We start from the raw sequence: 13,610 nt of genomic DNA on the forward strand, positions 1-13,610 counted from the left end.
GGGCCCCGGGAGAGGCCGTCGGCCGGTAGGTGGTCGCCGGGGTCAGACGAGGTGGATCAGCAGTTCCCAAGCCGCCGGTAGTGTCATCTGGAGGAGTCCGCCGCCGACCCCAAACGCGACGAGACCCAACGCGATCGACGCGGCCGACCCGTCTTCGTCCCCGGCGTAGAACCGATACAAGAGCAGCGAGCCGGCGGCTTGCACGGTGAAAACGCCGACCAACGCCCCGAGAGAGAGGAGTACCGGGTCGGACTGGATCGAGAACAGGGGGTACGGTGTCCTCGCTCGCATCGCGTTCGTTAGGAGCCCCCCGACGACGAAGTATAGGAGGAGACCGCCGCCGAGCACCGCGGCCCCTTCGACGCCGACCTCCACGGACAGTCGGAGTGCCTCTTCCACGAGCGTCGTCCGTTCGTCCGCTCTCAGATGATTGATGGACATGTGAACACCGTCGTCCGACCGCGGGCCCCGTAGCGTCTCGTCTCGCCCAGGGCGCGGGCGCGGCGTCCGGGGAGCGAGCGAAACGATCCGCAGATGTCGAGTCGTCGCCGAAACCACAAAAATATTACTGTATTACTTTTCACCGAAATAGCTGCCTCTCTGTTGGGGATACCGAAGAAATAACCCTTTGCAAAATGGAAATGGCGTAATGAGCGAAGGAGACCTGAAACGGGACCTCGGCCTGTACTCGGCGGTGACGCTGAGCATGGGCGCGATGATCGGTGGCGGGATCTTCGTGCTCCCCGCGGTCGGATTTAAGAAGGCGGGGCCGGCGGTCATCGTCGCCTACCTGTTGGCCGGGCTGATCGTCCTTCCGAACGCGCTCTCGAAGGCGGAGATGGCGACGGCGATGCCGGAAGACGGCGGTACGTATCTCTACATCGACCGCGCCATGGGCCCGCTGTTCGGCACGGTCGCGGGTATCGGTGTCTGGTTTTCGCTCGTGTTCAAGAGCGCCTTCGCGCTTGTCGGCCTCGGTGCGTACCTGCTGCTACTCGTGAACGTCCCGGCGACCCTCGTGAAGGCGGTCGCGCTCGGCCTCGGTGGAGTCGTTATTCTACTCAACATGTTCGGGACAGAAAAGAGCGGTCAGGTGCAGGGCGTCCTCGTGAGCCTCGTCGTCCTCGTGCTCGGCGCATACGTCGTCGGCGGAGTCGGGCCCTCGAACCCGGTTCAGTATTCGCCGTTCGTCAGCCACGGACTCGGTGGGATCGCCACTGCCACCGCCTTCGTCTTCGTCTCGTACGCCGGGATCGGGGAAGTCGCCTCCGTCGCGGAGGAGATCAGCGACCCCGGACGGAACATCCCGCGCGCGATGCTCATCTCTATCGGGGTGATGTTGGCCGTTTACACCGCCGTCGTGGGCGTAATCGTCGGCGTCGTCCCGGCCGAGACCCTCGTTCACGGCGGTCCGACCGGCGGCACCTCCCTGACCCCGATGGCCGACGGCGCCGAGCGAGTGTTCGGAGGTGTGGGCGTGACGGTCGTCGCCGTCACCGCCGTGCTTGCACTCACCAGCATGGCGAACGCGGGCGTCTTGGGGACGTCGCGGTTCCTCCTCGCGATGAGCCGTGATTCGCTACTGCCCGAGCGGATCGGCCGGATCAGTCCACGGTTTCTGACGCCGGTGAACGCCGTGCTCGTGACCGGTGGGGTGTTGCTCACGCTCATCGCCTTCGTCCCGGTCGTGGACCTCGCGAAGCTGGCCAGCGCCTTTCTCATCCTCGTGTTCTCCCTGGAGAACGTCTCCGTGATCGTCTTCCGGGAGGTCGGCGGCGATTTCTACGACCCGGAGTTCCGCTCTCCCGGCTACCCCGTGGTACAGGTCCTCGGCGTGATCGGCGGCGTTCTGTTGATCGCCCAGATGGGGCTGGTTTCGGTCGTCGGAGCCGTCGGGATCAGCGCGGGAAGCGCCGTCTGGTATCTCGCGTACGCACGCTCGCGAACCGACCGTACCGGTGCGCTGGGGACGTACTTCGACCGCGAACCGGACGCGTCGGAACCGTTGGACGAGACCGCGGCCGTCTCGAAACGGGACGAGGAGTGAGGGGTCGCGACGGGCGGGGCGCTCGCCGTTGCCCAGCCCGAACCCGTCGAAATGGGAATCGTTATTACGCCGTCCGAGCGAGCGAGTGACATGGCGGGACGCTACGGTGAGTTGGACTACTCGAAAGCCACCAAGCGGAGTGTGCTGCTTGGAGTCTCTCTGTTCCTGACCGGCGCGGTCGGGAAGGCGATCATCCACGCGGGCGGGCTGCAGGTACCCGGATGGGAGGAGACCCTGCTGCTCGATCTGGAGTTCCTCGGGACGGCGGTCGCGCTTCTCTCACCGTTCGTGTTCGGGATCCTCCTCCCCCTTACCGAGTAGCGTGACGGCCGAGTCTGAGGGGCCGCGGCGTCGCCGGCTCGAGACTCGTCGCCTTCCGCCGGTGTCGTCGGGGTCGCCTCACTCCTCGACCGTCGTCTTCACGATGCTGACCGGGGCGTTCGACCGGCGCGAGACGCGCTCGGTGACGGAGCCGAGCATCCGCCGGTAGTCGCCGGAGCGCGTCTTCGAGCCCATCACCGTTAGGTCGATGTCCTCTCTGTCCGCGTACCGGAGGATCTCCTCGTGGGGGACGCCGTACACCAGATCGGTGACGACGTCGACGCCGGCGTCGGCGGCGTGGGCCGCCACCGCGTCGAGCGCCTCGCGGCCGCGTTCCTCCAGCGTCTCCTCGGCGCCCTCCGCGCCGTCGACGAACTCGTCGCCGGAGTAGGCGTTGATCACGTCGCTGTCGACGACGTACAGCACGTGCAGGGTCGCGTCGTACCGGTCCGCGGCGTCGACGGCGTGGTCGATCGCGCGGTCGACGCCCTCGCTGCCGTCCGTGGGGAGCAGGATGCGGTCGTACATACGCGAGTATTCGCGCGGTCACCGAATAAATCGATCGGCGGTTCTCGTGGATCGGTCGCCGTTCGTCGCGAGAACGGTCGCCGTTTCCCGAACGATTAACACGCTGCCACCCGCCGAACCCTCCATGACAGCGGCCGCGGATCGACTGTTCGTGAACGGGGAGGTCCACACGCTCGCGGCGCCCGACGAGACCCACGAGGCGGTCGCGGTCCGCGGCGGGGCGATCGTTCGCCTCGGCAGCACCCGCGAGGTCGAGTTCCTCGAAGGGGTCGACACCGACGTCGTCGACCTCGGCGGACGCGTCCTCCTCCCGGGCTTCGTCGACGCGCACACTCACCTGACGACGGTCGGGCGCTACCTCGTGCACGCGGACCTCTCGACCGCGGCCTCCCCGGACGAGGCGGTCGACCTACTGGCGGAGCGGGCGACCGAGGTGGAGGCGGAGTCGGGCTCCGACGCCCCCGCCGACCCAGTCCTCGGCTACGGCTACGACGAGTCGACGTGGAGCGAGGAGCGGTACCTGACGCGGGCGGACCTCGACCGCGTCTCGACGGACCGGTCCGTCGCCGCCTTCCGCGAGGACATGCACGTCGCCGCGGTCAACGGGGTCGCCCTGGACCGATTTGCGGACGCGATCGCCGCGGCGCCCGACGAGGCGGTGCCGACCGGCGCGGACGGCGAGCCGACGGGAGTCCTGTTGGAGAGCGCGATCGATCCGATCTACGAGGCGATCGAGCCGGGGGCGGCCGAGACGCGAGAGACCGTCGAGGCCGCGCTGGCCGACTGCGCCGCGAAGGGGGTCACCGGCTTTCACGACATGGTACGGAACTCCCACGCGCCGCGGGCCTACCGCGAGCTGGACGCCGAGGGCGGGCTGACGGCGCGCGTCCGGATCAACTACTGGAGCGACCACCTCGACGCGCTCCGCGAGGTCGGCCTCGGCACGGGCCACGGGAGCGAGATGGTCGAGACCGGCGCGATCAAGTCGTACACGGACGGGAGCTTCGGCGGTCGGACCGCGAGGCTCTCCGAGCCGTACGCGGACGCCCCGGACGAGACGGGCCAGTGGGTCGTCGACCCCGAGGAACTGGCGGAGGCGGTCGACGCGGCGACCGCGGCCGGCTACCAGTTCACCGCCCACGCCATCGGCGACGAGGCGGTCGACGCGGTCCTCGACGCGTACGACGAGGCCACCGACACCGATCCCGGCGAGGCGCGCCACCGGATCGAACACGTCGAGCTCGCCGACGACGACGCGATCGACCGGCTCGCGGACTCGGGAGTCGTCGCCAGCGTCCAGCCGAACTTCCTCAAGTGGGCGGGCGAAGACGGACTCTACGAGGCGCGGCTCGGGGCGGATCGAACCGCCGCGACGAACCCCTACCGCGACATGCTCGACGCGGGCGTCCGCCTCGCGTTCGGCTCCGACGGGATGCCGATGGACCCCCTTCTCGGCGTCGACAACGCGGTCAACGCTCCCGCGGAGGCCCAGCGGCTGACGGTGACCGAGGCGCTGCGCGCGTACACCCGCGGCGCGGCGTACGCGGGCTTCGACGAGGACCGGCTCGGCACGGTCGCGGTCGGCAAGCGCGCCGACCTCGTCGCGCTCGACGCGTCGCCGTGGGAAGACCCGGACGCGATCCGCGACATCGACGTGGCGATGACGGTCGTCGACGGCGAGATCGTGTACGACGAGCGCTGAGTCGACCGTGAGCCGGCGCGGCGGCGAGAGAGCCGAAACCGTTCCCGACAGCGCCGCAAGCGCTGCCAGAAAACAGTAGTTATTAATCATGTAGTTCGTAGCCGGAGGCATGGCAGAGATAGCCATCGAGTACGCGGCCGGCAGCCGCCTCCAGCCGGAGGCGGAGACCGCCCGACGTCTGATCGACGCCTACCTCGGTGACCGACCGGACGTCGACGGGGTGACCCTCTCGCCGTCCGCCGATACCGTGTTCTGCGTCAGCATCGAGGGCGACCGCATCTGGTGTACGGATCCGCGCGAGTGGATCGACGCGATGGCGGCCGTCACCGCGGCAAGACGCCGCCTCTCGGAGCTGTCCTGAGCGGTCGGCGTCCCCGCCCAACCTCGGAAAATCAGTCGGCGTCCGCCGTCGCGTGCGTCCGCACGAACTCCCGGAGGAGCTTGCCGGCGACCGCCGCGGCCTGTCCGTCGTCCCGGTCGTTGGCCTCGACGACGTCGAAGCCGTCGGCGTGCGGCGCGACCGCCCGAACGAGGTCGCGGGCCTCCCGCGGGTCGACCCCGAACGGTTCCATCGTCCCCGTCCCCGGCGCGAAGCCGGGATCGAGCCCGTCGACATCGACCGAGCAGTACACCGACTTCCCCGCGAAGGTGTCAGAAGCGTCATCGCGGTCGTCTCCGACGACCTCGTCGAGCCACGCGCGCGTCTCTTCGGGCGGAACCACCTTCACGTCGGCGTCGGCGGCGCGGTCCCACTCCTCCTCGGAGCCGGTGCGCGCGCCGACGATCACGGCCCGATCGACGCCGAGGTCGTCGAGGCACCGTCGGGTGACGCAGGCGTGGCTCCACGGGTTGCCGTCGTACGCGTCCCGGAGGTCGAGGTGGGCGTCACAGACGACGAGGACGTCGGGGTCGACCGCCTCGACGCCCGCGTAGGTGACGGTGTGCTCGCCGCCAAGCGTCAGGGGGACGGCGCCGTCGAGAGTGACGCTCCGGAGTTCGGCGGCGAGGTGGTCGATGTACGCCGCCACGTCGTCCCACGGGCGGGTGTCGCCGGCGTCGTGGACGCCGAGCGCAGAGAAGTCGCTGTCCGTCCTGCGGTCGTAGTCGTCGTAGGTCTCGGCGAATCGCCGGATCCGGTCCGGTCCGAACCGGGTACCCGGCTGAAAAGTGGTCGTGGCGTCGAGGGGAGCGCCGACGACCACGTAGGAAGCAGCCTCGCGGTCGGTCGTCGCTCCGGGAAACATGGCCTCGATTACCCGACGACCTTGCGCTGGCCCTCGTATTCGAGGTACTCGATGTTGTCGTCGGAGGTGAAGTCTTCGCCCTCGGGGATGCGCATCGTGAACGTCTCGTAGGTGTCCAGATCCATGACCTGCGCGTCGTTCCCGGAGACGGAGACGACCTGTCCCTGCTTCCGCTGAATGATCGGGACCCAGACCTTCGCGTCGACCGGCTGGGAGAGCGAGCGCTTCTTGTCGTCGAAGACGCCCTTCCCCTCAACGCGCGCCTTGGCGCTCCCGTGTTTGCCGGGCTTTGCTGTGCTGTAATGATTGATCTTGCAGGGCGAACTGTCCATCATCACGTAGCTGCCCTCCTGCAGTTCGCGAACCTGCTTCTGCTCTCGCGGCATGCCCGCTACTTCCAGAGGCGCGGGTATAAACGGTTTGGAACGCCGTCGCGGGGGCCGTGATCGGCCGCGGGCCCGACTCAGTCGGCCGATCGCTTACGGATCCATCTCGTCGACGTACTCGTCCTCGTCCGCGTCCCCGTCCGGCGGGACAAACTGTCCGGTGATCAGGTAGCTGGCGACGAACAGCCCGATGAAGCCGACTCCGACCGCCGCCGTCGTCCGCACCACGAACGGGAAGTCGACCCACCAGAGGGCGCGGTCGGCGACCGCCATGACGACGACGGCGACGAACAGCGCCTTCTGCTCGTCGGTCGGGTCGCGGACGAAGCCGATCACGTCCTCCTTGATGTCGCTGAAAAAGCCCATCTCAGGCACCCCCCTCCGCGTCAACCTCGCTCGCACTCGCTCCCTCGGCCTCCCCGTCGCCCTCGATAGCGCGACTCACCCGCCGGAGTCCCTCCTCAAGCTCCCCGGTCGGGAGCCCGAATCCGATCCGGAAGCGGTCCGGGAAGCCGAACAGCCCGCCGGGCGCGAGCACGACGCTCTCCGTCTCGACGACGGTCCGGCAGAACGACTCGGCGTCGTCGAAGCCGTCGGGCACCGACACGAACCCGTTGACGCCGACGGGGTCGTGCCAGTCGAGGCCGTGGCGGTCGATCCAGTCGGCGACGATCGCGCGGTTCGTCGCCGCCAACTCGCGGTTCTCCTCCAGAATTCGCGGCTCGCGCCGGCCGAGCGCCTGCTTCGCGACGTGTTGACCGAACAGGCTCGGCGAGATGGTGGTGTAATCCTTCCACCGCCAAGCGCGCTCGACGACCGCCTCGGGGCCGGCGATCCAGCCGAACCGGAGCCCGGCGAGCCCGTACGCCTTCGTGAGGCTCGTCGTCGAAACTCCGTGGGACCCGAAGCTCGCGACCGGGGGCTGCGGCGCGTCGGCGAGCAACCGGTACACCTCGTCACAGAGGAGGTACGCGTCGTGCTCGACGGCGACGTCGTAGACAGCCCGCATCGCCGCCTCGTCGTGGTACCGACCGGTGGGGTTGTTCGGGTTGTTCACGACGATCACGGCGGTGTCGTCGCGGGCGGCGTCGGCGATCGCGTCCGGGTCGAGCTCCCACTCGGGCGGCTCCAACTCGACGCGGGTAACGTCGCCGAACGCCTCGGGGACCGCGTGGAGCGCCTGATACGTCGGCGTGACCACGACGGCGTGGGCGCCGGAGCCGACGCCGCGGCCGTCGCTCTCTCCACCGCCCTCCACTGCCCCACCGTCGCCGAGTAACGAGAGGAACGCGAGGAAATTCGCCTCCTGCGTGCCGCAGGTGAACAGCACCTCGTCGGCGCTCCGTCCGTAGCGGTCGCCGACCGACGCGCGGAACTCGGGGTCGCCGTTCGTCGGGATGACGTAGTCGAGCCGGCCGGGGTCCAAGTCGAACCGACTCGCGTCCAGCGACCGGATCCCGCTTTCGGCCAACATGATGTCGGCCTCGTGTTCGTACTCCGCGAACCAGCGTTCGAGGCCGAACGGGTCGATGCGCATACCGGGTCTGGGGGTGGCGCGAGGTTAGGTGCTGCGGTCCCTGACGGCGTGTCCGCCCCGAGCGGTTCCGCCCGGACCCCTGCACCGTCGGAACGACTTTGACCCGCCATCGCGACGTGGCGGCATGATACTTACACGCTCTCGAGTCCTCGTCGCGCTGCTCGTCGCGGTAGCCGCGGTCGCGGCGGTCGTGCTGGCGGAAGTGCTCCGGACGGTCGTCTTCGCGATCACGTTCGCGTACGTCCTGTATCCCCTCCGTCGACGGCTCGTGAGTCGCGGACTGTCTCGTCGGCTCGCCTGCGCCGCGTCCACCGTCGTCGCCTTCCTCGCCGCCGCGCTCCTCGTGGTCCCGCTGCTGTACGTCCTGTACCGGCAGCGGTCGCGGCTGATCGAGATCCTCGGACAGATCCCCGACGTCGTCGTCGTCAGCGCGCTCGGCTTCCGATACCCGATCGAGGTGGCGCCGCTGGTGTCGTCGCTCCGGATCGCGCTGCGGGACCTCGCGCTCGCGATCACCGCCGGGGCGCCGCGACTCGCGCTCGAACTGTTCGTGTTCACGATCCTCGTGTACGGGCTCCTCTACCGACCGGACGCGGTCGGCGGCGTCGTCTTCGGGATCGTCCCCGAGGAGTACCGCGACATCCCGACGCGGCTGCACCGCCGGACGCGCACGACGCTGTACTCCATCTACATCCTGCAGGCGGCCACGGCCGCCGGGACCTTCGTCCTCGCGTTCGCGCTGTTCGCGGTCCTCGGATACGAGTCGCCGGTCTTGTTGGCCGTCATCGCCGGCCTCCTCCAGTTCGTCCCCGTCGTCGGGCCCAGCGCCCTCGTCGTCACGCTGGGGGCGGGCGACCTCCTTCTCTGCGAGACCACGCGAGCGGTCTTCGTGGTGGTGTTCGGCCTCGTCGTCGTCTCGTTCCTCCCGGACGCCGTGATCCGGACGCAGCTAGCCGACTGGACGGGGAAGATATCGCCCGGCCTCTACCTCGTCGGCTTCGTCGGCGGTATCCTCACCGTCGGGGCTGTCGGTCTCATCGTCGGCCCGCTCGTGGTGTCGCTCCTGCTGGAGGTCCTCGAAATGCTCGCCGAAGGCGAGGCGGAATTGGGTCCGACCGAGGCGACGATGGACTCGTCGAACTGAGCGTCGGCGACCACTCGACCGTCCGGCCGCCGATCCACCGGCACCGCTTTGCCGCTTCCGGCCCTCCATCCGACATCCGATGTCTCCGACGGACCAACCGTCTCCGACGGACCGATCGTCCCCGACGGATCCGCCCGCAGCGCTCGCGGACGCCCCGCACCTCTCGACGCGACGGCTTGACGACCTCGCCGATCGCGTGCGCCGCGCGAGGGCGGACGAGTCGGCCGCCGAGAGCGACGCCTCCGGCGAGAGCGACGCCCTCGACGTGGTCGCGCCGGCGACGAGCGAGCGGATCGGTTCGGTGCCGGCCTGCGACGGCAACGGCGTCGCCGCCGCGGTCGAGCGCGCGCGGTCGGCGCAGGCCGAGTGGGAGGAGGCCCCCGCGACCGAACGCGTCGCCGTCATCGACCGGTTCGGCGACCTCGTCTTAGAGCACCGCGAGGAGCTCCTCGACCTCCTTCAGCTGGAGACCGGGAAGTCCCGCCGGTCAGCGGTCGAGGAGCTGTTCGACGTGCCGACCGGCTGCACGTACCTCGCGGACGAGGCGCCCGACGCGCTCGCCGAGGACCCCCGGAGCGGGGTGTTCCCCGGGCTCGCGACCGCGACGGTCACCTACGACCCGGTCGGCGTCGTCGGCGTCATCTCGCCGTGGAACTACCCGCTGACGCTCTCGATGGCCGACGCGCTCCCGGCGCTGGCCGCGGGGAACGCGGTCGTCTGCAAGCCCGACGAGAAAACGCCGTACGGGGCGCTCGCGCTCGCGGAGCTGCTGGAGGTCGCCGGCCTCCCGGACGAACTCTTCCAGGTCGTCACCGGCGAGGGGGCGACGGTCGGGCCCGCGCTGATCGACGCGGTCGACTACGTGGCGTTCACCGGGAGCACCGAGACCGGCCGGATCGTCGCCGAGCGTGCGGGGCGAAACCTGATCGACTGCTCGCTGGAGCTCGGCGGCAACAACCCGCTCGTCGTGCTCGGCGACGCCGACGTCGACGAGGCGGCCCGCGGCGCGGTCGACGCCTGCTTCTCGAACGCCGGACAGCTCTGCCTGTCCGCGGAGCGGCTCTACGTCGAGGAGTCCGCCTACGAGCCGTTCCTCGACGCGTTCGTCCGGGAGACGGAGGCGCTCACTCTCGGGACCGGCTACGACTACGACGACGACCTGGGCTCGCTGATCGACGCCGACCAACTGGATCGCGTTCGGGGCCACGTCGACGCCGCCCGGGAGGCGGGCGCGACCGTGGAAACGGGCGGCCGACACCGTCCGGACGTTGCCCCGTACTGCTACGAGCCGACCGTCTTGACCGACGTGGAGCCGGACGCGGCGGTCGCCTGCGAGGAGACGTTCGGCCCGGTCGTCGTCGTGACGCCGGTCCCGGACGCGGCCGCCGCGGTCGACGCCGCCAACGACTCGCCGTACGGACTCAACGCGAGCGTGTGGACCGCTGACCGCGAGCGCGGCGCGTCGGCCGCCCGCGAGATCGACTGCGGCACCGTCAACGTCAACGACGGCTTCCTCGCGACGTGGGGCGCGGCCGACGCGCCGATGGGCGGGTTCGGCGACTCGGGGCTCGGCCGCCGCCACGGCCCCGAGGGGATCCGACGGTACACGGAGTCGCGGACGGTCGGCGTCTCTCGCGTCGGCCCGCTCGGCTTCCCCGACCGGATCCCGACCGACTGGTTCGTCCGCGGCGCGTTCGCCGCGGTCGGGCTCGGTCGGACGGTGAGCCGGAGCGTGCGGCGGCTGAAACGGCGGGTCCGAAGACGGTAGCCGCGGCGGCGCCGAGACGGGTGTCTACCGACTAGGGTAGCCCGCCGCCGATCGGGTTGCCTCGCCGCCGATCGGATTGCCTCGCCGCCGATCGGATTGCCTCGCCGCCGAACCGGCGTGAATCTATATATCGATATTGCTCCCTATTAGAAACGACTTAAACCGGGAAGCACCACGATAACACAACGGCGAAGCCGCGAAACGTCGCCTCAGAGTATCACGCTAATGACGCTCACACCTCAGTTCAGCGACGACGTCGAAGCGCTCCACGAACGGTTCGATATCGACGGCTACGGCGATATCTACGTCGTCGGCGATGTCCACGGGAGCCGAGCCGCCCTCGAGACGCTTCTCGCGAGTCTCGACCTTGCGGACGACGACCTCGTCGTCTTCGTCGGTGATCTGGTGCGCAAGGGTCCGGACAGTCCCGGCGTCCTCGACATCGTCCGCGGCGATCCGCGCCTCGTGACCGTCCGCGGGAACAACGAGCAGAAGATCGTGCGCGGCGACAAAGACCCCGACTGGCTCCGCGACGGCGACCGAGCGTACTTCGAGTCGCTCCCCATCGCGATCTCCTTCGACGACGCGCTCGTCGTCCACGGCGGCGTCGATCCCGAGCGCTCCCTCGAAAGCCATACGATCGAAGAGCTGTTGACGATGCGTGCACCCCGCGGCGACGGGTACGACGGCCCGTTCTGGTACGACGACTACGACGGCCCGCACCGCGTGTTTTTCGGCCATACGGTTCACGACGCTCCGGTGGTACGGAAACACGCCGTCGGCCTCGACACCGGATGCGTCTACGGGGGAACGCTCACGGCCTACGACTACCGCAACGACGAGTTCCTCACCACGGGCTCAACGACGACGCATCAGGACCGGTCCGACTCGAAGATCGTCACCCCGGTCTGAGCGGCGACGAGGCGACTCACTCGTACTCCGATCGGAGGCGCTCGCGTGCCCCGTCGCGCGTCTTGAAGTACCGCCGGTCGCCGTCGCTCGTTCGAACCGCCAAGTCGTACGTCTCGCTATCGGGTCGGTACCAGCGGTCGGCGTGCGCGTCGAACACGGAGGCGCCCCGTCCATCCGAGCGCTCGCGTTCCCCGTCAGTAGCCGCTTCCGACCCTTCAGAGCCATCAACGGCTTCCTTCGTCTCGTCCGACGCGTCGCTGTCGTCGGCTCCCTTCGTCTCGTCCGACGCGTCCGACTCCGTGACGCGGTCGCCGTCGGAGACGGGTTCGATCAGGAGCTCCTCGGGGATCAGGTCCGTGTCGATCGCCATCCCCGGTCCGTACCCGCGATCGAGGGCCGCCTTCGTGGCCGTCATCAGTATCTCCTGAACGTCCCGCACGGGCTCGCCGTCGGAAGACACCTGTTCGTAGCGGCCATCACTCTGCATCACCCACCGGCGGCGGTTGTCCGTCAGCGACGCCTCCAAGATGAACCGAAGCTGTTTCCGAAGCCGCGGGGCCTCGACGGGCGTGACGGCCTCGACCCGGTAGTCGAGGTTCCGCGTCATCCAGTCTGCCGACCCGATGTACCACCCCGGGTCACCCGCGTTCTCGAAATAGAAGATCCGAGCGTGTTCGAGGAACCGACCGACGATCGAGTGGACGGTGACGGTCTCGCTCAACCCTTCGATGCCGGGCCGAAGTCGACAGATGTCCCGGACGATCAGATCGATGTCCACACCCGCTATCGAGGCGCGGTAGAGCTCCGCGACCATCGACGGATCTTCGAGCCCGTTCACCTTCACCACGATTCGCCCGCGCCGATCGGCGCGGGCGTGTTCGGCCTCGCGCCTGACCATCTCCGTGAACCGTTCGCGCATCGTCACGGGGGCGATCAGGAGCTTCCGGAACCGGTCGTCGAGCGTCGGTCCGGTGAAGAAGTTGAACACCTTCGTGAGGTCGAGGCCGATGTCGCGGTCGACGGTCAACAGCCCGAGGTCGGCGTACCCCTTGGCCGTTCCCGAGTGATAGTTTCCGGTCCCGACGTGCGAGTACAGCTCGACGCCGTCGTCCTCTTGCCGAACGACGAGCGCGGTCTTGGTGTGGGTCTTCAGACCGACGGTCCCGTACGCGACGTGGATCCCTTCCTCTTCGAGCTGGCGAACCCACTCGAGGTTATTCTTCTCGTCGAACCGGGCCTTGAGTTCGACCATCACCGCGACCTGCTTGCCGTTGTCGGCGGCGTCGATGAGGCTCTGAATGACCTTCGAGTCGCTCGCCGTCCGATAGATCGCGGCCTTCACGGCGAGCACGTCGGGATCGTTCGCCGCCGCGTGGAGGAAGCGCTGTACCGTTCCCTCGAAGGAGTGATACGGGTGATGGACGAGGATGTCACCGTTCCGGATCTCGTCGAAGATGTCCGCCGACCCGTCCTGCGCGTCGCTCGTCGTCGCCCCCAATCGGGGGTGTTTCTGCGGCGTCCCCGCCGGAAGCTTGAGATCGGGACGGTCGAGTTCGGTAAGCTCGAAGAAGTCCTCGTAGTCGATCGGCCCCGTCCGATTGAACACCTCTCTGTCGTCCACCTCGAGCTGTTCTTTGAGGATCGAGAGCGACTTGTCGGGGATGTCCGCGTCGACCTCCAGCCGGACGACCGTCGCGAAGCGTCGCTGCTCGATGACCTCTTCGACCATGTCGATGAGGTCTTCCGCGACCTCCTCGTTCCGGCGGACCTCCGCGTTCCGAGTCACCTTGAACTTCGAGACGTCGCGGATATCGAGGTCCGGCAACAGGAGGTCGAGGTTGGCTTCGATGAGGTCTTCTATGAGGACGTACCCGTCGGTCTGGCCCGGAACCGCGATCAGTCGAGGCTGATTCGGCGGGATTTTGATCCGAGTGAACGTCGGCTCGTCGGTCTCGTTCGCGGAGAGCACGGCGAGGGAAAGCGAGAGGTTCGAGATGCACGCAGTCTCTTAGACGCGTCTG

General features: G+C 68.6%; 13 protein-coding genes and 1 pseudogene. 7 read left to right on the forward strand and 7 right to left on the reverse strand.

Annotated elements, in window-relative coordinates:
• Positions 1 to 42 precede the first annotated feature (42 nt).
• On the reverse strand, positions 43 to 441 hold the full coding sequence (locus OQF71_RS00945) for a hypothetical protein (RefSeq protein WP_280585194.1): 399 nt from the start codon (positions 439 to 441) through the stop codon (positions 43 to 45).
• A 208-nt stretch (positions 442 to 649) separates the two neighbouring features.
• Between OQF71_RS00945 and OQF71_RS00950 the strand changes: the two genes are divergently transcribed.
• Complete coding sequence (locus OQF71_RS00950) at positions 650 to 2,047, forward strand: APC family permease (protein WP_280585195.1); 1,398 nt, start codon at positions 650 to 652, stop codon at positions 2,045 to 2,047.
• 90 nt (positions 2,048 to 2,137) lie between these two features.
• Positions 2,138 to 2,368, forward strand: a complete 231-nt coding sequence (locus OQF71_RS00955; RefSeq protein WP_280585196.1) for a hypothetical protein — start codon at positions 2,138 to 2,140, stop codon at positions 2,366 to 2,368.
• Positions 2,369 to 2,446: 78 nt separating this feature from the next.
• Here OQF71_RS00955 and OQF71_RS00960 read toward each other — a convergent pair whose 3' ends face one another.
• On the reverse strand, positions 2,447 to 2,896 hold the full coding sequence (locus OQF71_RS00960; protein WP_280585197.1) for a universal stress protein: 450 nt from the start codon (positions 2,894 to 2,896) through the stop codon (positions 2,447 to 2,449).
• Between the two features lie 124 nt (positions 2,897 to 3,020).
• On the opposite strand from OQF71_RS00960, the gene OQF71_RS00965 reads away from it, so the two are divergent.
• Positions 3,021 to 4,598 (forward strand): amidohydrolase, encoded by a 1,578-nt coding sequence (locus OQF71_RS00965; RefSeq protein ID WP_280585198.1) that lies wholly within the window; start codon positions 3,021 to 3,023, stop codon positions 4,596 to 4,598.
• A 109-nt stretch (positions 4,599 to 4,707) separates the two neighbouring features.
• A complete protein-coding gene (locus OQF71_RS00970; RefSeq protein ID WP_280585199.1) occupies positions 4,708 to 4,959 on the forward strand; it encodes a hypothetical protein in 252 nt (83 codons plus the stop codon).
• Between the two features lie 31 nt (positions 4,960 to 4,990).
• Here the strand turns inward: OQF71_RS00970 and speB are convergent, their stop codons facing one another.
• The 4 genes from speB to OQF71_RS00990 form a co-directional block, all read right to left on the reverse strand.
• Positions 4,991 to 5,842: an agmatinase gene (gene speB, locus OQF71_RS00975; protein WP_280585200.1), complete on the reverse strand. Its 852-nt coding sequence runs from the start codon at positions 5,840 to 5,842 to the stop codon at positions 4,991 to 4,993.
• 8 nt (positions 5,843 to 5,850) lie between these two features.
• Entirely contained in the window at positions 5,851 to 6,228 is a 378-nt protein-coding gene (locus OQF71_RS00980) for a translation initiation factor IF-5A (RefSeq protein WP_280585202.1), read from the reverse strand.
• Between the two features lie 93 nt (positions 6,229 to 6,321).
• Positions 6,322 to 6,594 (reverse strand): hypothetical protein, encoded by a 273-nt coding sequence (locus tag OQF71_RS00985; protein ID WP_280585203.1) that lies wholly within the window; start codon positions 6,592 to 6,594, stop codon positions 6,322 to 6,324.
• A gap of 1 nt (position 6,595) precedes the next feature.
• On the reverse strand, positions 6,596 to 7,765 hold the full coding sequence (locus OQF71_RS00990) for an aminotransferase class I/II-fold pyridoxal phosphate-dependent enzyme (RefSeq protein WP_280585204.1): 1,170 nt from the start codon (positions 7,763 to 7,765) through the stop codon (positions 6,596 to 6,598).
• A 124-nt stretch (positions 7,766 to 7,889) separates the two neighbouring features.
• On the opposite strand from OQF71_RS00990, the gene OQF71_RS00995 reads away from it, so the two are divergent.
• The 3 genes from OQF71_RS00995 (at position 7,890) to OQF71_RS01005 (ending at position 11,589) form a co-directional block, all read left to right on the forward strand.
• Positions 7,890 to 8,909 (forward strand): AI-2E family transporter, encoded by a 1,020-nt coding sequence (locus tag OQF71_RS00995; RefSeq protein WP_280585205.1) that lies wholly within the window; start codon positions 7,890 to 7,892, stop codon positions 8,907 to 8,909.
• 79 nt (positions 8,910 to 8,988) lie between these two features.
• Positions 8,989 to 10,677 carry a succinic semialdehyde dehydrogenase gene (locus tag OQF71_RS01000; protein WP_280585206.1) on the forward strand — a complete coding sequence of 563 codons (1,689 nt, stop codon included), beginning with the start codon at positions 8,989 to 8,991 and terminating at the stop codon, positions 10,675 to 10,677.
• A 225-nt stretch (positions 10,678 to 10,902) separates the two neighbouring features.
• Positions 10,903 to 11,589: a metallophosphoesterase family protein gene (locus tag OQF71_RS01005; RefSeq protein WP_280585207.1), complete on the forward strand. Its 687-nt coding sequence runs from the start codon at positions 10,903 to 10,905 to the stop codon at positions 11,587 to 11,589.
• Positions 11,590 to 11,605: 16 nt separating this feature from the next.
• On the opposite strand, the pseudogene ppk1 reads toward OQF71_RS01005, so the two are convergent.
• Positions 11,606 to 13,585, reverse strand: a pseudogene (gene ppk1 / locus OQF71_RS01010) (polyphosphate kinase 1); the annotation flags it as partial.
• Between the last annotated feature and the right edge of the window lie 25 nt (positions 13,586 to 13,610).

Source organism: Halorubrum sp. Boch-26, assembly GCF_029889805.1.
In the GTDB taxonomy this organism is placed as follows: Archaea; Halobacteriota; Halobacteria; order Halobacteriales; family Haloferacaceae; genus Halorubrum.